This window comes from Halobacillus sp. ABH2_015, assembly GCF_056158945.1.
On the sequence record NZ_JBSWUG010000002.1, the window covers coordinates 602,381 to 627,722 of the forward strand.

Genomic DNA, 25,342 nt, shown 5'->3' on the forward strand with positions numbered 1-25,342 from the left:
TTTCAATTCATGGAAAGTGAAAAGTAACGGATATTCCTTACTGCCTTATTTCGACATGAACGGGGGAGAGTCCTTTAATTACGCGGATAAAAACCAAGCCTCCCGGGGTTTGATCGGAAGGCTTGGCAGGTTCCCGCTCTCGGGATATAGGGTTTTGAATGGGATGGCTCCGCATTTCTGCGATGTCCAGCTTTGCCACCCAGACTCTCGTGACATAAGTCAATCCCTTACGTGAAGAAAGATCACTTCACTGCAGGGCTTGTCTTATCCATGTCGAGTCTATCGGGGTGGCTCCGCATTTCTGCGATGTCCAGCTGCAGTGCCCAGTCCCTCGAGGTCATAAGTCAATCACCTCCGTGGAGGAAGATCACTCCACTGCGCTGCTTGTCTTATGCTTGTCGGGACTACCAGGGCACTTCCGCATTTCTGAATTACTTACTGGCTTTTTGTAGTTTCTGGATCATTTTGAGGGAGCGGCCGGTTCCGATGGCTACGGATTCGAGCGGGCTTGGGGCCATGTGTACGGGAACGGAAATTTCGTTGGACAGCCATTCCTGCATGCCGTTCAGGAGCGATCCGCCTCCTGTAAGGATGACACCGTGATCGACAATGTCGCCGCTCAATTCCGGCGGACATTCTTCGAGGGTGGCGCGGATGGTTTCCAGAAGCTGATCGAGCGATTCTTTCAGAGCCTGCTGGATTTCCGTTGATTTCAATTCGATGGTTTTCGGCAGCCCTGTGACCATGTCGCGGCCGCGGACTTCCATCGTTTCTTCCGGATGATCGATCAAGGCATAGCCGATTTCCATTTTAATCTGTTCTGCGGTCCGTTCACCGATCAGGACATTGTAGGCTTTGCGTACGTATTGGATGATTTCCTCATCCATCACATCTCCACCTGTACGGATGGATTTGCAGGAAACGACGCCGCCGAAGGAAATAATCGCAACCTCACTCGTTCCACCGCCAATGTCGACGACAACGTTTGCAATCGGTTCATCTACGGGCAGGTCCGCGCCAATCGCTGCGGCAATCGGCTCTTCGATCAGGTGCACATGCTTGGCGCCGTAGCTTTTGACAGCATTGTGAATGGCACGGCGTTCCACAGACGTGGATCCGGATGGCGTACAGATAACGACTGTTGGTTTGCGCATAGATATTCCTGATTTTTTGGAAACTTTTTTCAACAGCTCTTTCAACATTTGTGCCGTCATGTCATAGTCGGCAATAACACCGTCGCGAAGCGGGCGGACAGGAATGATGTTCCGAGGGGTCTTTCCTACCATTTCTTTCGCTTCTTTTCCGACAGCAACAACGTTCTTGGTTTCAGTATTGTAAGCAACGACAGATGGCTCGTTCAGCAGAATTCCTTTAGACTTGGAATAGATAAGTATGTTTGCAGTACCGAGGTCGATACCGATTTCAGCATTTGATAACATTTAGACGTACCTCCAAAGATGACAGATTCTCTTATATGTCTTCTCATATCATAGGAGTTTTATGGGGGTTGAACAACAGGAAATTCGTGGACTCTGCTTATAGTAGGAAAGTCTCTGTGACATGTATAATAAGACTATGGATAGATAGAGGAGTTTGAAAATGAGATTTTTGAAACATGAAGATATTATTAAAAAGTCAGAGCGTATCAACCAATCGTACGAAGTGGACCCGGGATTTTTTGACCAGATTGTAGATGATCTGCTTGATAGTGAAAAAGAGACAGAGGCTGTGATTATCGAAGGATTTGAACGGCTTTTATCTGAAGTGGACCATGAAATTGAGCGTATGGAGGATTTCGCTTCGATGAAACCGAATTGTTTTATGGGGTGTGCGTTCTGCTGTTATTTTCCAATTGTCCTGACGAAATTGGAAGCGAAGCTGCTTTTCCGGTCCATTGAGCAGTTTTCTGCTGAGCGCAGACAAAGGATATTTGACCATTGGGAGAGTTACTTCCCTGCCCAGGAGAAAAAGCTTCAGGAAGCCCTCGCTATGGATTATGAAGACCCGGATACGAAACTGGCCTACAAGCGTTTGAATCTGCCTTGTCCGATGCTTGATCCGGAAACCCAGCTTTGTATGGCTTATGAAGTACGTCCGATTCCGTGCCGTACGTACTTGAATTACAGCGACCCCCAGGTGTGCGCTGATCATGATATGCCGAAGGAGCCGTTCAGTTATGAGTTTTTGTATTCCTTTTATTTCACCAGTATGAATGAACTGATTCAGGCGCTCTATGAAAACGGTGAGGATGTGTTTGTTGATTACCCGATGGATGCGTGGCAGTACGATTACCTGCCGGCGTGGATCCAAAAGTACAGGGAAGGGGAGTTTTATGAAGTATAAGCTCTTATCTTTAAATGTCGGCCGGCCGGAAACGTATGAGACGAATAAAGGTGAATTAGAGAGTGCGTATCGAAAAAAGCCGGTATCCACACCAGCTTTTTTATCGTATTGGAACTTTGAAGGGGACGAGCAGGCTGATAAAAAGAACCATGGAGGGAGAGATAAGGCGGTCTGTCTTTATCCCGCCCAGCATTACAGACATTGGGAAGAGCACTATGGTCAGTCGTTTGCTTTCCCTTCTTTTGGTGAAAATATAACCGTGGAAGGCGTGTCGGAGGAAGAGGTTCATATTGGAGACATCTTCCAGATGGGGGAAGCTCTTCTTCAAATCTCTGAGCCGCGCAAACCTTGTTATATCATCGCCCGTACCCATGGAATTGATGATTTCCCCGCCCAGGTCATGAAAGAAGGGTTTACCGGCTTTTACTTGAGGGTGTTAAAAGAAGGAACCGTGCAGGCCGGGGATTACCTCAGCCTTGTTGAAGCTCATCCTGCCGGGGTGACGGTGGATGATGTGAATCAGCTTCGCTACCACGACAGGGATAATAAAGAGCTTCTAGAAAAGGTCATCCATCTTGAACCTCTTGCAGAAGGGTTGAAAGAGTCTGTGAAAAAACGTCTTTAGGAGGAACGCTATGAATTCATTTTCCAAACGTGCACTGGAACTCGCCTGTGAAAATGTAGAAGCGGGCGGTCATCCCTTTGGAGCTGTTCTGGTTTCTGCCGGGGAGGTAATAGCCGAAGGGGGCAATGAACTACACAAACATCCTGATGTGAGCGGCCATGCTGAAATGCTGGCGATAAGACGGGCCCAGCAGCAAAGAGGTTCGGTCGATTTAAGTGATTGTGTCCTTTATGCCAGTGGTGAACCTTGTTCGATGTGTCTGACGGCCATTTATTTTTCCGGTATTCAGACGGTCGTCTATTCTCAATCTGTGGAAGAAGCGGCAGAGGCTGGTCTTTCTCTTTCTGGTGAAGTCTATGCCCAGATCGCCCAGCCGAAGGAATCGAGGAGGATCACCTATGCATACGAGCCGGTAGAAGACCAGGAGATGAATGCGATGCGGCTGTATGCGGAAAAATCAGTGGAACAGGGGCGTTGACGGTGGATTATGCACATCTTGTTGAAGAGAAAATCAAGCAGGCCTTGAAAGATGGGGATTTCGATCATCTGCCCGGTCACGGGAAACCCCTTCCCAAAGACGAATTCGCACACCTCCCGGAGGAAGTAAGGAACAGCTATCGGATCTTGAAAAATGCCAACATGCTGCCGGAGGAAATGGTGCTCAAAAAGGAAATCAGTGAGCTTGAGGATATTCTCGCGGAAATCAAAGACCCTCAGTTATCGGCGCACTACAAAAAGAAGATCACTGAAAAGCAGATCCGGTTCGACATTCTCATGGAAAAGCGAAAATGGAGTGAATCCTCCGCTTTTCAGAAGTATCAACGGAAAATCGACAATAAATTCGGATTTTAATTCAATAGTTTTCCATGATGCAGCACGAACAGGCTGGGTATTGAAGGATCGGGAAACCTTTATACTGGAAAAAAGGAGGATGCCCGATGTGTGGAAGGTATACACTTTTAGCTGAAGAAGCGGAGGTCCTTAGAGAGTTCGGCATTTCCCAACCGATTCATGGTTATGAGCCAAGATACAATATCGCCCCAGGACAGCAGGTACTGGCTGTGATTCATGACGGCAGAGAAAAGCGGGCCGGTTTCATGAAGTGGGGGCTTGTTCCATCCTGGTCGAAAGACCCGAAAATCGGCTATAAGATGATCAATGCCAGAAGCGAAACCGCTCATGAGAAGCCGAGTTACCGGAAGCTGATGAGCAGGAAGCGATGCTTGATTATAGCGGACAGCTTTTATGAATGGAAAAAAACCGGGAGTGGGAAGCAGCCGCTTCGGATTCAACCAGAAGACAGGACGCTGTTTGCTTTTGCCGGCTTATGGGATCAATGGAAAGGCGGCGGTGACCCCCTCTATACGTGTACCATACTGACTCAGGAAGCAAATGAGGACGTGGCTCCTGTGCACGACCGCATGCCGGTCATTCTTCCACAGGACCAGCAGGACGGGTGGATTACACCTGTGCAGTGGGAGGCACATCAGGCGAAAGAATACCTGGATCAGCTTACGATGGATGATTTATCGATGTATGAAGTCAGTACACATGTGAATTCAGCCAAAAATGAAGACGAGGCGTGCATACGGCCGCTGACATAAAACAGCCCGAAGCAGGATCTGCTTCGGGCTTCAAGTTGTTGAGAAAGGGTGACTGTACGCAGACGGCATTATCCGACCTGGCGTTGTTCTTTCTCCTGCTGTTTTTCCTGTTTCGCTACTTTCAGGAACTTGTTCGTCTCGGCCGCTACGACCCCGGATAACAGGAGCAGGCCGATCAAGTTCGGGAAGGCCATTAATCCGTTCATTACATCAGCGAAGACCCATACGGTGCTCAGCTGAGAAACGGATCCCACGAGAACAAACGCTACAAATACAATTTTGTACAAACCGATGAAGCGCTGGTTTGTTAAATAACCGAAGCATTTTTCTCCGTAATAGGACCAGCCCACGATCGTGGAGAAAGCAAAGAAAATCAAACCGATGGTAACAACATAAGCCCCGAATTCACCCAGGAAAAGCTCAAAGGATGCAGAGGTCAGATCCGCGCCGTCAAGTCCGCCCTGGTACTGACCGGCCATGACGATGGTCAGCCCAGTCATTGTACAAACGATAATGGTGTCAATAAAGACCTGGGTCATTGATACGAGCGCCTGACGTCCGGCATAGTCGGTTCTTGCTGCAGCGGCTGCAATGGGTGCGGATCCAAGTCCGGCTTCATTGGAGAATACGCCCCGGGCAACCCCGTAACGGATCACGCTTCCGAGAATACCGCCGCCCACGGCGTTAGCTGTGAAGGCATCCGAGAAGATGGTCCCAAAGGCCGGCAGGATCAAATCGGCATTAAGCACAAGAATAATTAAGGCCCCAATTACATAAAAAACGGCCATAACTGGGACGAACAAGGCTGTGACACGACCAATACTCTTGATTCCCCCGAGGAGAACCAGTCCCGCGAGAAGCGTCAGTACAATTCCCGTCACCCATGGAGAGATGTTGAAGGTCCCCTCAACAACGTCTGAAACGGAGTTGGACTGCACCATATTTCCGATTCCAAATGCAGCGACGGCCCCGAAGAGGGCAAATAAAATGCCGAGCGGTTTTCCGAGCCATTTGGTTTTTAAGCCGCGGGACAGATAGTACATGGGGCCGCCGGACATCTGTCCGTCTTTTCCTTCAATTCGATATTTAACGGCAAGGACGGCTTCCGCGTATTTCGTCGCCATTCCGAAGACCGCTGTAATCCACATCCAGAAAACGGCTCCCGGTCCGCCAAGCACGACTGCTGTCGCCACCCCGGCGATGTTCCCGGTACCGATGGTTGCCGCAAGCGCGGTCGTCAAAGCCTGATAGTGGGAAATATCCCCTTTTTCACCCGGCTTTTTCTTTTTGTCCGGTTTAAAAGCGAGCCTCAGTGCATAAGGCAGTGTTTTAAACTGGAGAAAACCGAGTCGTAAAGTCAAATAAACCCCTGTACCTACCAGCAGAATCAGCAGGACGGGGCCCCAGACCAGACCACTCAGTTCACTTAAAAAACTATGAAGTGCACTCTGTTCTCCCATTGTCATCCCCCTTAAAGATAAAAAAAGATAAAAACATTCCATGTATAAAATATTCCGAAAATTCAGAGCGTCTGTCAACCTCTTTTTATAAAATGGTGTCGAAAAGCGGTTCAGGGAGAGACGTAAAGGGAATTAAATGGAAGAATAGTTGCACCAGGCAGGATTATGTGTCACCTTATAGAATTAGTACAGTTAGAAATACTATGATGGAGGAACCAACATGATACGAGTTTTATTTGTTTGTCTCGGCAACATCTGCAGGTCGCCGATGGCTGAAGCGGTCTTCAGGAACCTGGTGGAAAAAGAAAACCTCAGCGATCGGATATCTGTAGATTCCGCAGGGACCGGTCATTGGCATACGGGGTCACAGCCTCATGAGGGAACACAGGACATTTTAGATAGGAATAATGTCTCCTATGAAGGCATGACCGCTCGTCAGGTCAGGGAAACGGACTGGGATGAGTTCGACTACCTTGTTGCCATGGACCAGAAAAATCTTCAGGATCTTCACAGCATCCGGCAGAAAGATGGAGTCACTGTGACCAAGCTGATGGACTATCTTCCGCAGTTGGATGTGGATGAAGTGCCCGACCCGTACTACACAGGGAATTTCGATTACGTTTATGACCTTGTCCAGCAGGGATGTGCCGAACTGCTGGCCTCGATAAAAAAAGAATATAAACTTTGAGGAGGAAGAAACATGGGACAGACATTATGGAAGGGAATTCTGATCGGTGCTGCGGCAGGTGCTGCAGCTGCCTTGATTGATAAAGATACACGCACAATGGTTGGCCGGAAATCGAAAGCCGCCGGATCCAAGTGCCGTCAGATTGCTGCAAGTCCGTCAGAAGCTGTTCACTCTCTGCGGGTAAGCTATGAATCGTTTTCCAAGCAGTTGAACAAAGGAGTCGAAGATCTTCTTGAATTATTAGACAAGGCAGAGAGTATGCTAAATAAAGTAGGGGAAATCAATCAGGAGGTCAACGACCAGTTGAGAGCTGCGGACAATTCCGACAACGCTTCCTGATTTCAGGAGTGATGGAATATCATGAAAGTCATCAAGAATTTCTTCCGGGAACTTTTCACCCGGTTCGGGGAGGATGATGTAGGCGGCATGGCTGCCCAGCTTGCCTACTTCTTTCTGTTATCATTATTTCCATTTATGATATTCCTGCTCACGCTTCTAGGGTATCTACATATTGATGAACAGCGCGTTCTCACATTCGTAAGTGCGTATGCTCCTGCAGATACGTTCGAGATCATTACGGAAAACGTCACCTCCCTGTTTTCAGATGAAAACGGAAGCCTGTTATCCATTGGGCTGATAGGAACACTTTGGGCTGCATCGAACGGAGTCAATGCGATTATGCGTGCCTTTAACAGAGCCCACAGCGTGAAGGAGAGCCGGTCCTTTATCGTTTCAAGAATGATCGCCATCGTCTTGACCATCGCTATGGTCGTTGTCATCGGGATCGCTTTTCTGCTTCCGGTAGCGGGGCAGGCCATCGGAGTTCATTTGTTTTCTTATTTCGGTTTATCCGAAAGCTTTATCGGCTTATGGAATGGACTGCGCTGGGTCATTTCCTCGGTCATTTTCTATGTCGTTCTTTCCTTCCTTTATGTAACGGCCCCGAATAAGCGGTTGAAATACAGGGATACCGTAGGAGGAGCCGTTTTTGCTACCATCAGCTGGCAGCTTGTATCGCTGTTGTTCTCCTTTTATGTGAGCAATCTGGGAAACTTCTCAGCGATGTATGGAAGTCTTGGAGGGGTGATCGTCCTGATGATCTGGCTTTATCTTTCCGGGATCGTCATTATTCTCGGTGGTGAGATCAATGCCATGGCCTACCACCGCAGGACAGAAGATACATGGGGATGAAAAGAAGCTGTCGGGGTTACACCCGACAGCTTTTTTTACAGGCATTCTGCTGAATTTGTCTTATCATCGTTTCGTTTCAGGGCCGTATAAAACGCTCGCAGCTCTTATCTTTTGTAAATGATCCAGTCAGAAAAGGAGCATGGATATGAAGAGGAGCGTTCGGCTGTAATGCCTCCAGGAACAGCGCTGGCTGTTTACATTTTTAATTTTTCAAGAGGCGGAGTCCGTTCAGGATGACAAGAATCGTGCTTCCTTCATGGCCGATGACGCCAAGCGGAAGATCCAGCCACTGGAGAAAGTTACTCATGATCAGCAGCATAATGACGGTGATAGAAAAAATGACGTTCTGTTTAATAATCCGGTTCATGCGTTTGGAAAGTTCCATGGCACGCGCGATTTTCGGAAGATCATTTTTCATAAGGACAACATCAGCTGTCTCTAAGGCGACATCTGTACCTTCTCCCATAGCAACTCCTACATCAGCCTCTGCCAGTGCCGGAGCATCATTAATGCCGTCTCCGACCATAGCGACGTGAGGGAAGTGCTGTTTCAACCGCTTGATTTCCTCCAGCTTTTGATCAGGAAGACATTCGGAAATGTATTGGTCCAGTCCTGCTTCTCGAGCAATGGCCTCCGCTGTGGCAGCATTATCTCCAGTCAGCATAATTGTATAAATCCCCTGATCCTTCAGTATCTGTACCGCCCGTTTCGTATCCTCTCTTACCGTATCCTTCAAGGCAAGAAGGGCCGAAACGAGCCCGTTCCGTTTTACGAAGATGACGGTCTTCCCTTCAGCAGCTAATGTGGAAAACAATCCTCCCTCAAAACTGGAGCAGTCGTCCCGTCCAATGAAATCGGCTTTTCCAATCGCCCATTCCTCACCTTTGTACCAGCCGCTTACACCGTTACCGCTGTGATTTTTTACGTCCTCAACGTTTACAAAAGGAACTTTCTGCCCGGCGGCAAAGGTCACGACGGCTTTTGCGAGAGGATGGTTGGATTGCTGCTCAATGGATGCTGCCACAGATAACAGGTCATCAGCGGCCTCTTTGTCCGTGGTGACGAAATCCGTTACGACCGGCTGCCCTTTTGTGAGGGTCCCGGTTTTATCAAAGGCGAAAGCTTTGATGGAAGACAAGTGTTCAAGGTGGACGCCGCCTTTGAATAGTATCCCCTGACGTGCCCCATTGGTAATAGCTGAAAGGGTGGCCGGCATAATAGAGGCGACCAGTGCGCATGGGGAGGCGACCACAAGCAGAATCATCGCCCTGTACAAAGTTTCCATCCAGGTCCATCCAAATAAGAAGTGCGGCAGAAACATCATGACAGCTACTGCTCCAAGCACAGCTTTGACATACGTGCTTTCAAACCGTTCGATAAACAGCTGGGAAGGCGATTTTTCGCTTTGTGCGTTTTGAACCATGGTAATGATTTTCTGGAATAAGGTTTCCTTTGACTCTTTTGTCACTTCTACAAGCAGGCTTCCATCGATATTCATCGTACCTGCAAAGACCTCGTGATCCATTCCCTTGGAAGCAGGCATGGACTCTCCTGTGATCGTGCTTTCATCCAAAGTGGATGTTCCTTCAGAAATGACTCCGTCAGCCGGAACACGTTCCCCTGGCTTCACACGAATGACATCTCCGACGGTTAATCGTTCTACAGGCACCCATTGTTGATGTCCATTTGTAACAAGCAGCGCCTGCTCCGGCTGCAGGTTCATGAGGGAGGAGATTTCCTTATGGCTCTTATTCATCGTATAGGTTTCCATAGCTCCGCTTAAAGAAAAAATGAAAATCAGGATGGCTCCTTCAGTCCAGTAACCGATGGAGGCCGATCCAACAGCGGCCAGGATCATCAGCAGCTCTACATTCAATGACCGGTCTTCCAGCGTTTCTTCTAATCCCTCTTTCGCCTTGGCAAATCCACCAATGATAAAGGCGGAAAGGTACAAAGTGATGTACACAGGGGGAGACCAGTAGTTTTCTCCTATCCAGGCAGAAAGCAGAAGCATACCACTGACAAGAGCGGCAATCAGTTCGGCGTGCTCTTTCATATGTCCTGGGAATTTCAGTTCCTTCCAATGTTTCGGGTAAGGAAACGTGCGGGTTTCATTCACTTGATTCTCAGCTCCTTTTACATAATTGAAAATGAAATTCATTCACAATTAATTATAAGATTTATTATTTTATAATCATTATAATCTGAGTATGGTATTATCATAGCACACTGGACGGAAAAGTCCACAAAAAATTTCCCAGCCGATAAAAATGGACAGCACAGTTGATTTGACAGGTGTCAAGTTGCTATATTAAACAGGTGACACGAATAAAAATGGAGGGTGGAAAGAACGATGCGCAAAGCTTTTATACTTATGAGCATGTTACTGCTGGCTGTGATTGTGGCTGCTTGTGGATCAAGTGAAGACACAGGGGACAGTGGTTCAAATAATGGAAGCGAAGAAGCTTCTGACAGTAAGTGGAGTGAAATTCAGGAAGAAGGAGAAATCGTCGTCGGGACATCCGGCACACTTTTCCCGGCTTCCTACTACCCGGAAGGCTCCGATGAAATGACCGGGTATGATGTGGAGATCATGCGCGAAGTCGCCGACCGCCTTGGTCTTGAATTGAAATTTGAGGAATATGGTGTCGATGGACTGCTTTCTGCGATTAACAGCGGCCGGATTGATGCCGTTATTAATGATATGGAAGTTACGAAGGAGCGCCAAAAACAATTTACGTTCAGTGAACCTTACAAATACTCCTATTCCACGATGATTGTGCGGGAGTCTGATTTGTCCGGCATTGAAAAACTGGAGGACCTTGAAGGCAAGACCCATGGTGGTGGAGCGACAACGGTATTCTCCCAGATTGCGGAACATTTCGGTGCGGATACGAAAACATACGGAAATGTCACCAATGATGTCTACCTTCGTGATGTGGAGAATGGAAACACAGACTTCATTATCAATGACTACTATTTACAGTCCCTGGCCCTGCAGGCTTTAACAGATATTGAAGTTCAGCTTCATCCAGATTTGAAATTCCATCCGACGAACTCAGCTATTGTGATGCCGAAAGAAGCAGAAACAATGAAAGAGGAAATGGATGCCGTACTGGCTGAAATGAAGGAAGATGGAACATTAACAGAATTGTCCGAAGAGTTCTTCGGCGGCCAGGATGCTTCGAAGGAACCGGAAGAGGATATCCGCGAAATCGAAGGCCTGGATTTATAAGGGTTAGGAAATGTTTGGCATTGAAGTAAACGAAATACAAGTCGAGAAGCTCTTTAATGCAGAGCGGGCCTGGTCCAACCTTCCTTTTATCCTGGAAGGTGTGCCTCTTACTTTATTAGTAGCAGTCATTGGAATGGCCATCGGTCTCATTCTTGGTTTTTTCCTGGCATTGGCACGTGGGTCCAGTCGTATCTGGCTCCGATGGCCGGCGAGGTTTTATATTTCCTTCATGAGAGGAACGCCTATCCTCGTTTATTTATTTGTCCTTTATTTCGGACTGCCGGTTGTAGGATTGAAACTGCCGGCAACGACGGCTGCCATTATCGGATTCGGAACCAACAGTGCTGCTTATATTGCTGAAATCAACCGGGCTTCCTTAAACAGTGTGTCCAACGGGCAGTGGGAGTCCGCCCGTGCTCTTGGATTTACGTACTGGCAGACGATACGCAGGATTATTATGCCGCAGGCGACGAGGATCGCCATTCCACCATTAGGAAATGTGTTTCTTGATTTGTTGAAGGCCACCTCACTTGCAGCCATGATCTCCGTTCCGGAAATTTTGAATAAAGCACAGATTGCAGCAGGACGGACAGTGGATTCCATGACCATGTATATTACAGCAGCATTGATCTACTGGCCGCTGACGATGATTTTCTCAGCACTGCAGGATTATCTGGAAAGAAGAAACAATCGGTATTTATAATATTCAAAGACCAGTGCAGGGTTCCCTGTCCTGGTCTTTTGCTTTACATAAAGAAAAATAGGGTACTTCTCTCTTGATTCCTCAGGCAACCTCCTATATGATAGGGAAAGAATTTTAAATCGTAATGATTATTATCTTGAGAGGGATGGACCATGAGTGAACAAACCATTGTAAAGTTGGACAATGTCTCCTTTAAATATGAGAGAGAAACGGTCGTTCAGGATGTAGATCTTGAGATTAAATCAGGTCAGTTCCTTGGACTGGTGGGGCCTAACGGATCAGGGAAGTCGACACTCATTAAATTGATGCTCGGACTCGAGAAGCCTGATAAAGGAACGATCCAGTTGTTCGGCAGACCACTGAAACAGTATAAAGACTGGCAGGAAATCGGTTTTGTCTCCCAAAAGGCGAACAGTTTCAATTCCGGATTCCCCGCAACAGTTCTGGAGGTTGTAAAGACCGGTCTCGTATCGAGGATAGGCACGTTTAAATTTTTCAATAAAAAACATAAAGAGAAAGCGATGGATGCTCTGCGCACAGTGGAGATGGAAGAATACGCGCATGCCGGCATTGGTGATCTTTCCGGCGGTCAGCAGCAGCGTGTGTTCATAGCAAGAGCTCTTGTCAGTGATCCATCATTGATGATTCTGGACGAGCCCACCGTCGGAGTCGATGCTAAGCATGTCACCGAATTTTATGACCTGCTCGGCAGATTGAACAAGGAGCGGGGCATTACGCTGCTGATGATCAGCCATGATATTGGAACGATTACAGACCATGCCACCCATGTGGTGTGCATGAACAAGACGGTCCATTTCCATGGACAGTCGGAGGAATACAAGGAATTCAGTGAAGAGGATTTGAATCAGCTTTATGGATACGCCGTTCAGCAGCTGACTCACAATCACAGTCACTAAGGAGGAAAAAGAGCGTGCTTGAAAGTTTTATGCAATTTGAGTTTTTACAGAATGCAGCGATTACAGGTCTTTTGATTGGCATTGTCGCTCCTCTCCTTGGAGTGTTCATAGTCGTACGACGCTTATCGTTGATTGCTGACGCCTTGTCCCACATCACACTGACAGGGATTGCGGCCAGTCTTCTATTGGAAAAGAGAGTATCATCCATCGATGACTGGAACCCGGTTTATATGGGCATGGCGTTTTCTGTAGCCGGTGCCATTTTGATTGAACGGTTGAGAAAAGTATATAAACACTACGAAGAACTGGCGATCCCTATTATTTTATCCGGAGGGATTGGACTTGGTGTCATTTTGATTTCCCTGGCGGACGGATTTAATACGGACTTGTTCAGTTACTTGTTCGGAAGTGTTACAGCTGTAAGCCGCGACAGTATGTGGACGGTATTATTGGTAACCGTGATCGTTATTTTTATCGTTATTTTCTTTTATAAGGAATTGTTCGTTCTATCGTTTGATGAGGAACATGCGTCGGTATCAGGGGTGAACGGCCGTTGGATTCATTTATTATTTATTGTTATGGTGGCGCTTGTGATTGCTTCCGCCATGCAGGTCGTCGGCATTCTGCTCGTATCAGCGCTGATGACGCTGCCTGTGGCTTCCGCACTCCGGATTGCCACAAGCTTTAAGCAGACGATCGGGCTTTCCATCGCGTTTGGGGAAGTCTCTGTCATGGTCGGGCTGTACTCCTCCTACCACCTGAGCGTACCTCCGGGTGGAACGATTGTCGTCATGGCCATCTTGATTCTGGTAATGTCTATTATTTATAAAAATGTTAGAAACCAGCAATGGATAAAGGGTGAGGCTTCATGAATGTGGAAACAGCATTGCAGAGATTGAAGGAAAAGGGATATAAGCGAACCAAGCAGCGCGAACGTATGCTGAAGATTTTTTCTGGTCAGGACCAGTATATTGCGGCTAAGGAAATTCTTAAGGAATTTCAGGGATATTTCCCGAGCGTCAGTTATGATACGATCTATCGGAACCTTTATATGCTGACGGAGGTTGATATTCTGGAGTCGACAGAACTGGGGGGCGAAAAGCATTTCCGCCTCAGCTGTGATACGGACGGCCACCATCATCATTTCATCTGCACAGACTGTGGAAAAACTAAATCCATCGCCTTTTGTCCGATGGAAAACGTGCATGAGAATTTGAAAGGCTATGATATTGAAAACCATAAGTTTGAAATTTATGGCAAATGTCCGCGGTGTCATTAAACAGATGGGAAAGGGTGTCTTCACAGGCATCCTTTCCTTTATTGATTAAAAGGTAATGGTTACTGTTTACAAACCGTAATGATTACGCTAAGATTTGGGCAGAACCATTTGGAGAGGACGAAATCATATGAAGAAATTTGGTATATTATCGTTTTTATTAACAGCAATTTTTCTTCTCAGTGCCTGTGGAAGTGAAGAAACTTCAGGGGATGGGAAGGAAGGAGAAGAGAGCGGGGACACTCTCAAGGTGTATACAACAGTTTACCCGCTTCAATTTTTCACCAGTGAAATCGGGGGAGACACGGTAGATGTGGAAACGATCCTTCCGCCAGGGTCTGACGCGCACACGTACGAACCTACAACAAAAGAAATGGTGGATATGGCCGGGGCCGATTTGTTCGTTTACAACGGAGCAGGCCTTGAAGGGTACGCCCAGAAAATCTCTGAAGCTTTGAAACCTGAGGGGACAACCGTGTTGGAAGCGGCCGGCGATATGGACCTGCAAGAGCGTGTTCATGATCATGGAGCGGAAGACAGCCATGAAGGTGAGACAGCGGAAGAACATGCTGAGCATGACCACAACCATGAGGGAGAAACAGAAGAAGAGCATGCCGGGCATGAACACAGTCATGAGGGCGAAACAGAGGAAGAGCACGCGGAGCATGAAGACAGCCACGAAGGACATGATCATGGGGAGAATGATCCGCACGTCTGGCTCGACCCGGTTCGATCCATTGAACTCGCTGAAGGTATTAAAGAGCAGCTTATTGAGTTGAATCCTGAAAAGGAAGACCTGTATGAAGAAAACTTCGAGGCCTTAAAAGGAAAACTTACAGCGTTGGACGAGCAGTTTCATAAACAAGTGGAATCACAGCCGAAAGACAAAATCATCGTTTCTCATGCGGCCTACGGCTACTGGGAGGAAGCTTACGGCATCGACCAGATTGCAGTGTCCGGACTGAGTCCGACGAATGAACCTTCCCAGAAAGACTTGGAGGAAATCATTGAACTGGCAGAGGAAGAGGAGCTCCGCTACGTGATTTTTGAACAAAATGTCACTCCTAAAGTATCAAAAGTCATTCAGGATGAAATCGGTGCAGAGCCTCTACAGTTCCATAATCTTGCTGTGTTGACGGAAGAAGATGTAGAGAATGGAGAAGATTACTTCTCCTTGATGGAACAAAATCTGGAAGTGCTTTATAAAGCACTCGCAGAATAAACAAACAGGCAGCTCTTAGGATGGGGCTGCCTGTTTTTTCTCTAACGGAAGAGGTTTGTACAAGAATATCGCTGTCAGAACGACAACCAACAGGGATACGATGACATAAAAGAATGAAAGGTCCGGCCACAGGTCCAGAACGAATCCTGATAAGAATGGACCTAGAATACTTCCGATACTGAAAGACATCCCGCAGAGAATGTTTCCCGCGGGAAGGAGTTCCTTAGGTAGAAGGTCGGTCATATAGGAAATCCCCAAGGAAAAGAGAGAGCCCACAAAAAGCCCGCCTAAGGCGAAGGAGGCAAAAAGCCAAGGGATCGATCCTTCAAAAGCTGCAGCGAGCAGAAAGGCGGCAATGCCTCCCGTCACGACCGTTATTATCACTTTCTTTCTCCCAATATGGTCACTTAATATGCCTAGAGGAATCTGCGAAAATAAACTGGCCGCAGCAAAGGAAGGGATGATGAACGATAACATGTTCACATCGTGTCCGATCCGCATGCCGTACACGGGGAAAATCCCATGCAGGGTGGCTTCCAGAAAGCCATAGGCAAGAGGCGGCAAAAAGGCCGGCCATGCCAGACGGATACTCCGGCCGAAACGTTTCCATGAACTTGTCCCATAAGCAGTGGCCTGCTCGGTTGGCGGCTTTTCGCTGCGAACGCGCAGGAGCAGCAGCCACACCATGAAACTTAAGAAGGAAGACAGGAGAAACGGAACGAAAATCCCGAATTCCAACAGGTTGGTCATTAATGGACCAAGGGTGAATCCGACACTGAAAAACAAACCATAATAGGCAATGCTGCGCCCTCGGTTCTGCGGGTCCGAGGAAGCGGTGATCCATGTCTGGGTACCGAAGTGGAGAATCTGGTCACCGATTCCGACAGCTACCCGGAGCATAAACCAGAACCACAGCGCCTGCCAGAAAGGAAAGAGCGCGAGTGAAACGAATACGAGCGCTCCCCCGAACAGTATGATGGCTTTGTAGCCGAACCGACGGAGTGGTTTTTCCATAAAAGGGGACGATAATAAAATTCCTATGTAAAGCCCCGTTGCATGTATCCCGTTCACAGAAGACGAAATCCCGTTCTGCTCAAGGATGACCGCGATGAGGGGGAGAAGCATGCCTTGGGAAAAGCCCGATATGGTGACAAGACCGATTAAAATCCAAAACCTGGTGCGATTAGAAACCATAGTCATCCTCCTGTTCTACACGCTTATCGTATCGGAAAAGGTGTCAAACAGGCAAGGTCGGGGCGGAAAGACGGTGTGGTTTCTTTTACAGAACGATCTATTATATAATGAACGCAAAGCCGTTAAGCGAAAGGAGTGAATAAACTGATGGAGTTTCATTTAAGAGAGAACGGCATCCGTACTTCTTTGGAATATGGACAGCTGGACATTTCCGGCGATGAAGCCAATGGTTTCCGCCCGTTTCAATTGATGGTGTCTTCGATTGCAGGGTGCAGCCTTGGGGTGTTCAGGAAAATCCTCGATAAACAGCGGATGAATTACGAAGATATACAGGTATCTGCGGAAGTAACGAGAAATCCCGATGAGGCGAACCGTATCGAAAAGATCCACCTGCACTTCGTTGTCAAAGGGTATCACTTGAATCAGGACAAGCTGTTGAAAAACCTGGAAATTTCCCGGAACAACTGCTCGATGGTTCAATCAGTAGAAAATAGTATAAATGTGGAAGAAACGCTTGAGTGTATCCAGTTAAGCTAGTAAAATATAAAGAGCATGAGTCCGACAGCCGGATTCACGCTCTTTTTTTGTGTCTTATGTACAGGTTTTCGGTTCAAAGCAACTTTGAAATAAAGAAATGAGGGAGACCATGAGAACATTAGTCATTAAAGGATTCTTTTATCTTGCAGGGTTGATTGTCATTGCGATGGGCGTCACACTAACGATTAAATCGAATCTGGGAGCTGGAGCGTGGGATGCCGTAAATGTCGGGCTGACGGAACAGATCGGACTTACAATTGGAACGTGGGTTATGGTCATTGGTGGTTTTCTGATTGTAACCAATGCACTGATTGCAAAAGAGAAGCCGGACCTGCCTGCGGTGATTACTATATTAGTACTTGGGAAATTCATCGATTTCTGGATGCTGCAGGTGTTTGACACCTTGGTGCTTCAAGCATTCTTCATGAAATTGATCACTTTAATCCTCGGAATTGTAATTATTGCCATCGGCGTATCGCTTTATCTGCAGCCGAAATTCTCCTTGAATCCTGTTGACGGGTTTATGGTCGCTCTCCAGAAGCGTTTCGGCTACAGCATTACCAAAGCTAAAACCATGACCGAGTCTTTTGCTCTCGTGCTGGCTCTTGTGCTTGGTGGCCCTATTGGTATCGGTACCATTGTAATTCTTCTGGGGATCGGGCCATGCATCCAGTTTTTCGACAGCAAAGCGAGCTATATGATGAACAAGCTAATTGCAGCAGAATAATGTATACTACGGGCCATCTTTCACAAGCTATAAAAAAAGTGAAAGGTGGCCCTTGATGTGAATAGAAAATGGCTGGGACTACTGCTGTTTATTTGTATTCTTACTTGGTTTGCTGCCGGTTCTGCCTCGGCTGAACCTAAGAAGAATGAAAAAGAAGAAGGCTCCATTCCGAATCACGTCTTAAACATATCCAAAGACAACACGTATCCGAACTCTACCGATGATCAGGAATTGCTGGAAGCGGAGGAAATTACGAAAGAGCTGATGGAGAATACGGAGGTCCGCATTACCAATCCCCAGTTGATTGAAATGCTGAATGAAACGTCCTTGAAGCCTTCTCCACTGGCGATTGGGTACAGAGGAGACATATTTCTTGGAAGGTGGCCGCTTTCCTATGATTCGAAAGAAACCAATATCAATTGGGAGTATCAGGAGATCAATACAAATGAACTGAACAACCACGGAGGAGAAAAGCAGGAGAAACTGAGTTATCTTCAAAAAGAAGAAAAAGCAGTCAAGGGTGGTCTGACCTCACGGATCAGCCACAGCGACCAGATGATGAAGCTGATTCTTCTGGAAGCTCAGAAAAACACAAAACTTCCGTTATCCTTTAACACCGTGATTGGTAAAGGAACAAAGCAGAATAATACGTACGGCATCCCGACCAACAAAGTAGGGGTCCTTCATGCGTTTGCACCGGCCGTGAATGAAAAAGGAGAAGTAGCTTTCGGTGATGTTTACATCCAGCTGAAGGGGTCGAAGAAGACACTCTCCGTTAAAAACGTGACCCGGCAGGGCATCGGAGCCTGGATCCCCATTCAGGATCACGTCAGCTTTTCCTTCGAATTAAAATGAGAAGACGCGCCGTCTGTACGAGAACAACACATTTGTTTTCGTACAGACGGCGCTTTTTTACAGCTGGGTGAAGCCGGTTCTGGACAGAGGCAGATACTTGTACTATGATGGACTGGACGTAAAACAGATAAAGGAGCTGAATCGTTACATGACGCAGCAGGAGAAGATGTCCAACTTGAAGCAGCGCCTGGAAGATTTTATGGGACGTTTAGATAACCTGGATCCTGAGCAGACGTCAGTGGAAGACATTGACCGCCTGATCTCTATGCTTGAATCCCTTGAGCGCAGCATGGACGAATAAGCAGCTTTCAGAATTGACTCTCTATTTTCCTGAGGGTTGATTTTTTCACCATCATACTTTATCATGATAAATCGCTAATGCATGAAACTACTGGAGAGGAGAATGTCTTATGGCATGGGCAGTTGTCGTTTCTGTCCTGGTGATGACCGTGTTAAGTTTATTACGCGTGAACGTCATCGTTGCCATTATCGCCGCGGGTTTAACCGCAGGTCTCATGAACGGGGAGAGCTTGACAGATGCGTTAACCCTTCTTGTTGACGGGATGGGAGAACAGGCGAATGTGGCATTAAGTTATATATTGCTGGGAGCTTTCGCGGTTGCGATCAGCTACTCAGGCATCACATCCATACTAGTCGGATTTTTACTGCGTGTTTTAAAGGATAAACGGACGATGATTGTTTTTGTCATTGCGTTCGTAGCCAGTCTTTCTCAGAACGTCATTCCTGTACACATTGCTTTTATACCGATTCTTATTCCACCGCTTTTGAAATTATTTGATGAAATGAAGCTGGACCGGAGAGCTGTAGCTGCCGCCTTAACCTTTGGTTTGAAGGCGCCGTATGTCATGATTCCGGTTGGCTTCGGCTATATTTTCCACGATACGATCAAGACATCCATGGAAACGAACGGCATTGACCTTGGGATTGGGAGTATTGCTTCATCCCTTATTATTCCCGGTTCGGGAATGATCGTCGGACTTTTCATCGCCATCTTCATTACTTACCGGAAACCGAGGGATCCTTCTGTCGTACCAGAAGATAAAGAAACGCCGGATGAAGAGGTTGTCCTTGATTCACGTTTCCAATTGAAACACCTTCTGACGCTTGCAGCCATGCTTGTGACCCTTATCATTCAGGCGGTCTGGTCGAATCTGATTCTGGCTGCTCTGGCCGGTATCATCCTGATGTTTATCTTCCGTGTCGTTCCGTTCAATAAAGGCGACAAGGTCATCAACGACGGCATCGGAATGATGGGTTTTATCGCTTTTGTGATGCTTGTCTCATCAGGTTATGCCAATGTATTGACCGCGACAGAATCTGTATCGGCGCTTGTAGAGCTCAGCTCCGACTATCTGGGGGATAACCAGGCTTTCATCGCCTTTATCCTGCTCCTGGTCGGACTGATTGTCACAATGGGAATCGGGTCTTCCTTTGCAACGATACCGATTCTTGCGGCTCTGTTCGTTCCGATCTGTGTGGCTGCCGGTTTTTCACCGATGGCAACGGCTGCACTGATTGGTACAGCAGGAGCTCTCGGTGATGCAGGTTCTCCGGCTTCAGACAGTACACTCGGTCCGACTTCAGGGTTGAATGCGGACGGCCGGCACAATCACATCTGGGATACTTGTGTACCGACATTTCTGCACTACAATATTCCATTGTTCATCTTCGGATGGGCCGCATCTTTATTTTTGTAAAAAGGCAGCGTGGGGAATTTTCCCACCTGTCTTTTTTTATATTCCTTTTTCCTTCACACATACTAAATAAAAAGCGAGGGATACACATGAGCAGGATAGTGAAGTTGATCACAGCCGTCCTAATGGTCTGTTTTTTTCCTTTAACCACCTATGCGGAAGGCTGGGGATATAATAAAAGCAAAAATGGTATGACACCGGATCCAGGCAGATATGGGCCGATGATTGAACAGCATCATGGTTTTTTTATGGATCCTTCTGAAGAACGTGTGGTTTATTTAACGTTTGATAATGGGTATGAACAAGGACATACCGGTCAGGTCCTGGATGTTCTTAAGGAAAAGGATGTTCCGGCTGCCTTCTTCGTGACCGGGCATTATATAGAGAGTGCGCCGGATCTTTTGAAGAGAATGGCTGACGAAGGACATATCATTGGAAACCATTCCTGGAGCCATCCTGATTTTACGCAGAGTTCCAAAGCGGAAATGGAAAAGGAATTACAGCGGGTGGAGGAAGCTGTCAAGGAAAAGACAGACCAGGATATTATGACCTTTCTTCGTCCGCCTCGAGGTATGTTCAATGCGCAGACATTGAAATGGGCAGAAGAATTGGGGTACACCCATGCGTTCTGGTCCGTCGCTTTTGTTGACTGGCATACTGACAGGCAGAAAGGGTGGGAGTACGCCTACCGCAGCGTTATGGATCAGATTCACCCCGGAGCCGTCATTCTCCTGCACACCGTTTCCAGTGATAATGCAGAAGCTCTTTCCCAAATGATTGATGAGCTCAGGAAAAGAGGCTATCGGTTTGGGAATTTAAATGAAATCTTGATGAAAAAGCTTGTCCCCGCCCCGGTGTGGGGATTATAAAATAGAATGCCGCCGTACACGTTGTACAGCGGCTTTTCGTTTTATGAAATCAGAGCAGGTGTCTGTGATTGTAATGTTTTGCTAAGTTTCATCAAAGCTTCTATGATAAAGGGAGAATTGGTCGGATAAGCCTCAGGTCTTCTTTCCTATTCTTGACAAAATAGAAAAACTAAAGGAATTGAAGGAGGAGAAACTCACGTGTGGAAAGAAAAATTAAAGGCAGTTAACTTTTACGATTTTGATTATACGCTACTCCGCTGGCAGCTGGACCCTTTAATTCATCTGGACAGAGAGGAACGATGGGTGGACATCCCTGTCAAGCTGAATGAGGACCATCATATAGTCAGAGTGCAGGCCCTTGGGACGACCCTTGATCCTGTTTTCTCTGTGCAGAGTGACAGCGATGAAGCCAGACCACAGCTCCTGAACTACATCAAGCATCTTTTTCAATGGGATGTTGATTTGGAGGGAATTCATCAGCATTTTTTGGACACCGACTTGGAACAATTATTCAGAAATCATCCGGGCACACCGATTGTGAAGGATTTTCACCTTTACGACTGTTTGATGAAAGTCATCATCCACCAGCAGTTGAATATGAAGTTCGCTTATACTCTGAGTACCAGGTTCGTAGAGACACTGGGCAGACAGAAAGACGGGGTATGGTTTTATCCTGATCCGGAAACGGTCGCTCAGACGCCATACGAAACACTGAGGGAACTGCAGTTCAGTCAGAGGAAAGCCGAGTATGTGATCGATACGTCCAAACGCATAGCAGAAGGGGAGCTGGACCTGCCGGCGCTGTCTGCTATGGAGAACGATGACATTATGAAACGTCTGGTGAAAGTCAGAGGAATCGGGCCATGGACAGCAGAAAACTGGATGATGTTCGGGCTCGGAAGGGAAAACTTATTCCCGAAAGCGGACATCGGCATCCAAAACGCGTTGAAGCACTACTTTCAAATGGAACGTAAACCGACAATAGAAGAAATGGGAGCATGGAGCCGGCCGTGGTCGCCTTATTTGAGCTACGCCTCGTTAACATTGTGGCGCAGTATTGAAGGGTGAAATTTCTGTCATATCGTTGTTCTTTTCAGCGTACAATGTTTAAAAAGCAAAAATAAAGGCTAAATCGTTAGAAAATATTCAAAATTTGTTAATTTTGCGTTATAATGAAAACCGTATTGGAAATAAACGAGCGGCAAAAAGGAAAGAGGTCTTACTATTGGTTATAAGAGAGAGGTATTCAGACCAAGTTCATAGCGGTGAGATTTTGGATGTTCTCAGTATGAATGGAACACCCGCATGTTTACTCGATCTGCGTCTTCAAGCCGTTACATTGAATCAGGAAATGATTCATATGCTGCATTTGAAGGAAACAGACCTGTCTTTCTCTCAGTGGATCCGGTGTTTCCGCCACACAGGCCAGCACCGTCTTCAACAATCTCTTCATCAGCTTCTGACCGAAGGGCTGAGGGAAACCTCTGTCCAGTTGACAGATAAGAATTTTAATCTTAGGTTTCAATGCCGTATGGTGCATCTGACCAACGGACAAATCACCTTTACACTTGCCAAAACGGAACAAGACCATCATTTTTCTGCATCGGGTCCGGTGGCCGCTGATGTGCCTTCAAAGAATGATAAGCCGTCCTTATCCATTACGAATTATGAAGGCGTTCCGCTGTCAAGCTTTTCCTCTTCTCAAATCCAGCACCGCATGACACACATTGTCGATAAATTCCCACACGGCCTTGCCGTCATTAATCATAACTGGGAAGTTGTTTATGCCAATCCTAAAATGGAAGAGCTGACCAAACGTCCTTTTTTCAAAAATTATTATAAAAAATTATGGGATATCTTCTCCATAGATGAGCACTATCCATTTTTTCAGCATTTCCTGCGATCTATGGAAACGTACGAAACGGTGGAATTCGAAGGTTTTATTGAGGAAACCCAGCTCGATGTGAAAGTGACGGTCCATCCAACAGAACTGGGCCTTACTGTTTTTCTGCAGGATATTACTCAATACAACAAACATTTGCAAGCGCTTAAAGATTCAGAAGAACGTTTTGCTCTACTCGCTGATAACATTACGGATGTCTTCTGGATCAGTGATCCACACTTTGAGGAAGTCCACTATATCAGTCCTGCCTTCCAAACCTTGTTCGGTATTCCGAGGCGCCAGGCATTTTCAGACCCCAAGTCACTTTTGGAGCACGTACATGAAGCGGACCGTTCTCATTTTGTAGACGGCCTTTCGAAAATGAAGGACGAGGAATTCGTCGTTGACTATCGGGTGTGTGTCCAGGGAAAAGAAGAAAAATGGATCCGTACGAAAGGCTTCCCTGTGGATTATAACGGAAAGTCGCTCATTCTCGGTATTCATCAGGACGTAACGGAATACAAGGAAATGATTGAGCTGAAGGAAAAGTCCCAGCAGCTGTCTACAATTACGCAGATGTCTGCAGGTATTGCTCATGAAATCAAGAATCCCCTGACCGCCATCAAAGGTTTTCTTCAGATCGGAGCGGCTAATCCGGAGCTCAGGGATAATTATCAGGAAATCATTTTAGATGAAGTCAATCGGATCGAAGCAATCGTCCAGGACTTCATGATGTTATCAAAGCCTAAATCTTCCATCCAGCTTGAGGAAGTGGACCCGGAACAGCTGGTATCGTATGTACTCCGCCTTCTTGAACCGGAAGCGAACGAAAAGCAGATCCTACTGCTGTTTGATTGTGATCCTGTACAGGATAAGTTCAGGACGGAACCGAAACGTATGAACCAGATTTTAATCAATTTGGTGAAAAATGCAGTGGACGCGGTCGATCTTGGTGGTGAAGTACGGATTGAAATTCAGATGTCGAGCTCTCATCTAACGCTTTTCGTTAGAGATAATGGGCCGGGTTTAAGTGCTCAGGAACTCTCGAAAATCGGTGAACCGTTCTTTACTACAAAAGAAAAAGGAACAGGACTAGGAGTTATGGTCACGAAAAAGATCGTATCGGATTTGAACGGGACGATAAATTATGAAAGTGAAAAAGGAAAAGGAACGACGGTCATTGTCAAACTGCCTCGTGCATGAACGAAAAAACGCCACTTAAAACGTGGCGTTTTTTTATGTTTCCTTATCAGGGAAAACCATTTCAATTTGCTGAATATTTACGCTTAAACCGCTTACTTAAAATAAATCCTTTTTTTACATCAACAGCTGTTTACAAAAGGCAGAAAGGGCTCTATAATCCCGATTGTATTGCAAATTTCGTTCGACAAAATCCTATCATTAATTACAATAAAGGAGGCTCTCAGATGTTTAAAAAAGTGTGGTCATTTCTAATGATGAATCTTGGTGCGCTTGCTGTAGCAACCAACGTCCACTTCTTCCTGTCCCCGAACGACCTGGCTACAGGGGGAGTGAGTGGTTTATCCATCGTTTTGAATAAGGTTTTTCCTGATTTGTCCCTTGGAATGATTATGATTCTCTTGAATATTGTCTTATTTATCGTCGGTTTTATTTTCCTAGGGTTCCAATTTGGTGTGAAAACTATTTATGCAAGTTTTGCACTTTCATTTATGGTTTGGGGCCTCGAAGCCTTTTTCCCTATGCAGGAAGCTCTGAGTGATGATCTGCTGATTCAGCTGATTATCGGACAGATTATTGCCGCTTCAGGCATGGCCCTCGTTTTTCATCAGGGAGCTTCCACAGGTGGGACCGATATCCTGGCTATGATTCTAAATAAATTCTTCTCCATTGAAGTTGGAAAAGGTGTGCTTTTCTCTGATATTGCCATTGCCACATCTTCCATCTTCCTGTTCGGCCCTACGGTCGGTATGTATGCGTTCTTTGGTGTCATCCTCAATGGTCTTGTGATCGATTATATGCTTCAGCAGTTCGAGGATAACAAGGAGATTGTTATTATCAGTCGTGAGAGTGAGCTTGTCCGTAACTTTATCATCAATAAGCTCGGCCGCGGTGCTACCATTCATGAAGCAAAGGGTGCGTTTAACCAGGAGCAGAAGGAAGTCATCACTACAATTCTCAGCCGGAAAGATTATACCCGTCTCAAGAAATATATGACGGCTGTAGATGAGCAGGCGTTTATAACGGTTCACTCCATGAATGAAATTCTTGGGGAGAATTTCAAACGACTGGCTTGACTCCTGGAGAAACCGACGGCGCT

27 protein-coding genes are annotated in these 25,342 nt (G+C 46.6%); 23 read left to right on the top strand and 4 right to left on the bottom strand.

Annotation, left to right across the window (positions count from 1 at the left end):
• Positions 1–431 precede the first annotated feature (431 nt).
• Positions 432–1,439: a rod-share determining protein MreBH gene (gene mreBH / locus ACXAD6_RS02985; RefSeq protein WP_027956173.1), complete on the bottom strand. Its 1,008-nt coding sequence runs from the start codon at positions 1,437–1,439 to the stop codon at positions 432–434.
• Positions 1,440–1,599: 160 nt separating this feature from the next.
• On the opposite strand from mreBH, the gene ACXAD6_RS02990 reads away from it, so the two are divergent.
• From ACXAD6_RS02990 to ACXAD6_RS03010, 5 genes are all read left to right on the top strand, one after another.
• Positions 1,600–2,343, top strand: a complete 744-nt coding sequence (locus ACXAD6_RS02990; RefSeq protein ID WP_474967583.1) for a YkgJ family cysteine cluster protein — start codon at positions 1,600–1,602, stop codon at positions 2,341–2,343.
• Positions 2,333–2,968 carry an MOSC domain-containing protein gene (locus tag ACXAD6_RS02995; RefSeq protein WP_474967584.1) on the top strand — a complete coding sequence of 212 codons (636 nt, stop codon included), beginning with the start codon at positions 2,333–2,335 and terminating at the stop codon, positions 2,966–2,968. Before ACXAD6_RS02990 ends, ACXAD6_RS02995 begins: the two co-directional genes overlap by 11 nt.
• 10 nt (positions 2,969–2,978) lie before the next feature.
• A complete protein-coding gene (locus ACXAD6_RS03000) occupies positions 2,979–3,446 on the top strand; it encodes a nucleoside deaminase (RefSeq protein WP_474967585.1) in 468 nt (155 codons plus the stop codon).
• A gap of 2 nt (positions 3,447–3,448) precedes the next feature.
• Complete coding sequence (locus ACXAD6_RS03005; RefSeq protein ID WP_474967586.1) at positions 3,449–3,820, top strand: DnaJ family domain-containing protein; 372 nt, start codon at positions 3,449–3,451, stop codon at positions 3,818–3,820.
• Between the two features lie 86 nt (positions 3,821–3,906).
• Positions 3,907–4,572 carry an SOS response-associated peptidase gene (locus ACXAD6_RS03010; RefSeq protein WP_474967587.1) on the top strand — a complete coding sequence of 222 codons (666 nt, stop codon included), beginning with the start codon at positions 3,907–3,909 and terminating at the stop codon, positions 4,570–4,572.
• Between the two features lie 68 nt (positions 4,573–4,640).
• Here ACXAD6_RS03010 and ACXAD6_RS03015 read toward each other — a convergent pair whose 3' ends face one another.
• A complete protein-coding gene (locus tag ACXAD6_RS03015; RefSeq protein WP_474967588.1) occupies positions 4,641–6,032 on the bottom strand; it encodes an alanine/glycine:cation symporter family protein in 1,392 nt (463 codons plus the stop codon).
• A 220-nt stretch (positions 6,033–6,252) separates the two neighbouring features.
• Here ACXAD6_RS03015 and ACXAD6_RS03020 point away from each other — a divergent pair, with 220 nt between their 5' ends.
• The 3 genes from ACXAD6_RS03020 to ACXAD6_RS03030 are packed head-to-tail and all read left to right on the top strand — an operon-like array spanning position 6,253 to position 7,911.
• Positions 6,253–6,720, top strand: a complete 468-nt coding sequence (locus ACXAD6_RS03020) for a low molecular weight protein-tyrosine-phosphatase (RefSeq protein ID WP_474967589.1) — start codon at positions 6,253–6,255, stop codon at positions 6,718–6,720.
• 12 nt (positions 6,721–6,732) lie between these two features.
• Positions 6,733–7,059: a hypothetical protein gene (locus ACXAD6_RS03025; RefSeq protein ID WP_027956162.1), complete on the top strand. Its 327-nt coding sequence runs from the start codon at positions 6,733–6,735 to the stop codon at positions 7,057–7,059.
• A gap of 21 nt (positions 7,060–7,080) precedes the next feature.
• Positions 7,081–7,911: a YihY/virulence factor BrkB family protein gene (locus ACXAD6_RS03030; protein ID WP_474967590.1), complete on the top strand. Its 831-nt coding sequence runs from the start codon at positions 7,081–7,083 to the stop codon at positions 7,909–7,911.
• 202 nt (positions 7,912–8,113) lie between these two features.
• Here ACXAD6_RS03030 and ACXAD6_RS03035 read toward each other — a convergent pair whose 3' ends face one another.
• Positions 8,114–9,967 (bottom strand): heavy metal translocating P-type ATPase, encoded by a 1,854-nt coding sequence (locus tag ACXAD6_RS03035; RefSeq protein WP_474970353.1) that lies wholly within the window; start codon positions 9,965–9,967, stop codon positions 8,114–8,116.
• Between the two features lie 297 nt (positions 9,968–10,264).
• Here ACXAD6_RS03035 and ACXAD6_RS03040 point away from each other — a divergent pair, with 297 nt between their 5' ends.
• From ACXAD6_RS03040 to ACXAD6_RS03065, 6 genes are all read left to right on the top strand, one after another.
• On the top strand, positions 10,265–11,146 hold the full coding sequence (locus tag ACXAD6_RS03040; protein WP_474967591.1) for a transporter substrate-binding domain-containing protein: 882 nt from the start codon (positions 10,265–10,267) through the stop codon (positions 11,144–11,146).
• 10 nt (positions 11,147–11,156) lie between these two features.
• Entirely contained in the window at positions 11,157–11,849 is a 693-nt protein-coding gene (locus ACXAD6_RS03045; RefSeq protein WP_474967592.1) for an amino acid ABC transporter permease, read from the top strand.
• 152 nt (positions 11,850–12,001) lie between these two features.
• Positions 12,002–12,766, top strand: a complete 765-nt coding sequence (locus ACXAD6_RS03050) for a metal ABC transporter ATP-binding protein (protein WP_027956157.1) — start codon at positions 12,002–12,004, stop codon at positions 12,764–12,766.
• Between the two features lie 14 nt (positions 12,767–12,780).
• The gene (locus ACXAD6_RS03055) at positions 12,781–13,638 is read left to right on the top strand and encodes a metal ABC transporter permease (RefSeq protein ID WP_027956156.1); all 858 of its coding nucleotides are present in this window, start codon (positions 12,781–12,783) and stop codon (positions 13,636–13,638) included.
• Positions 13,635–14,045 carry a Fur family transcriptional regulator gene (locus ACXAD6_RS03060; RefSeq protein WP_474967593.1) on the top strand — a complete coding sequence of 137 codons (411 nt, stop codon included), beginning with the start codon at positions 13,635–13,637 and terminating at the stop codon, positions 14,043–14,045. The genes ACXAD6_RS03055 and ACXAD6_RS03060 overlap by 4 nt, the downstream gene beginning before the upstream one ends.
• 127 nt (positions 14,046–14,172) lie before the next feature.
• Positions 14,173–15,264, top strand: coding sequence for a metal ABC transporter solute-binding protein, Zn/Mn family (locus tag ACXAD6_RS03065; protein WP_474967594.1), 1,092 nt, complete (start codon positions 14,173–14,175; stop codon positions 15,262–15,264).
• Positions 15,265–15,279: 15 nt separating this feature from the next.
• Here the strand turns inward: ACXAD6_RS03065 and ACXAD6_RS03070 are convergent, their stop codons facing one another.
• Positions 15,280–16,458 (bottom strand): MFS transporter, encoded by a 1,179-nt coding sequence (locus ACXAD6_RS03070; RefSeq protein ID WP_474967595.1) that lies wholly within the window; start codon positions 16,456–16,458, stop codon positions 15,280–15,282.
• A 147-nt stretch (positions 16,459–16,605) separates the two neighbouring features.
• Here ACXAD6_RS03070 and ACXAD6_RS03075 point away from each other — a divergent pair, with 147 nt between their 5' ends.
• The 9 genes from ACXAD6_RS03075 (at position 16,606) to ACXAD6_RS03115 (ending at position 25,319) form a co-directional block, all read left to right on the top strand.
• Positions 16,606–16,995 carry an OsmC family protein gene (locus ACXAD6_RS03075; RefSeq protein WP_474967596.1) on the top strand — a complete coding sequence of 130 codons (390 nt, stop codon included), beginning with the start codon at positions 16,606–16,608 and terminating at the stop codon, positions 16,993–16,995.
• A gap of 109 nt (positions 16,996–17,104) precedes the next feature.
• Positions 17,105–17,722, top strand: coding sequence for a YczE/YyaS/YitT family protein (locus ACXAD6_RS03080; protein ID WP_027956151.1), 618 nt, complete (start codon positions 17,105–17,107; stop codon positions 17,720–17,722).
• Between the two features lie 57 nt (positions 17,723–17,779).
• A complete protein-coding gene (locus tag ACXAD6_RS03085) occupies positions 17,780–18,577 on the top strand; it encodes a YfkD famly protein (protein ID WP_027956150.1) in 798 nt (265 codons plus the stop codon).
• A gap of 148 nt (positions 18,578–18,725) precedes the next feature.
• Complete coding sequence (locus tag ACXAD6_RS03090; protein ID WP_474970354.1) at positions 18,726–18,878, top strand: SE1561 family protein; 153 nt, start codon at positions 18,726–18,728, stop codon at positions 18,876–18,878.
• Between the two features lie 109 nt (positions 18,879–18,987).
• Complete coding sequence (locus ACXAD6_RS03095; RefSeq protein WP_474967597.1) at positions 18,988–20,295, top strand: Na+/H+ antiporter family protein; 1,308 nt, start codon at positions 18,988–18,990, stop codon at positions 20,293–20,295.
• Positions 20,296–20,381: 86 nt separating this feature from the next.
• A complete protein-coding gene (gene pdaA / locus ACXAD6_RS03100) occupies positions 20,382–21,161 on the top strand; it encodes a delta-lactam-biosynthetic de-N-acetylase (protein WP_474967598.1) in 780 nt (259 codons plus the stop codon).
• A gap of 198 nt (positions 21,162–21,359) precedes the next feature.
• The gene (locus ACXAD6_RS03105) at positions 21,360–22,229 is read left to right on the top strand and encodes a DNA-3-methyladenine glycosylase family protein (RefSeq protein ID WP_474967599.1); all 870 of its coding nucleotides are present in this window, start codon (positions 21,360–21,362) and stop codon (positions 22,227–22,229) included.
• A 220-nt stretch (positions 22,230–22,449) separates the two neighbouring features.
• Positions 22,450–24,246 carry an ATP-binding protein gene (locus ACXAD6_RS03110; protein WP_474967600.1) on the top strand — a complete coding sequence of 599 codons (1,797 nt, stop codon included), beginning with the start codon at positions 22,450–22,452 and terminating at the stop codon, positions 24,244–24,246.
• A 224-nt stretch (positions 24,247–24,470) separates the two neighbouring features.
• Positions 24,471–25,319, top strand: coding sequence for a YitT family protein (locus ACXAD6_RS03115; RefSeq protein WP_474967601.1), 849 nt, complete (start codon positions 24,471–24,473; stop codon positions 25,317–25,319).
• The last annotated feature ends 23 nt before the right edge of the window (positions 25,320–25,342 follow it).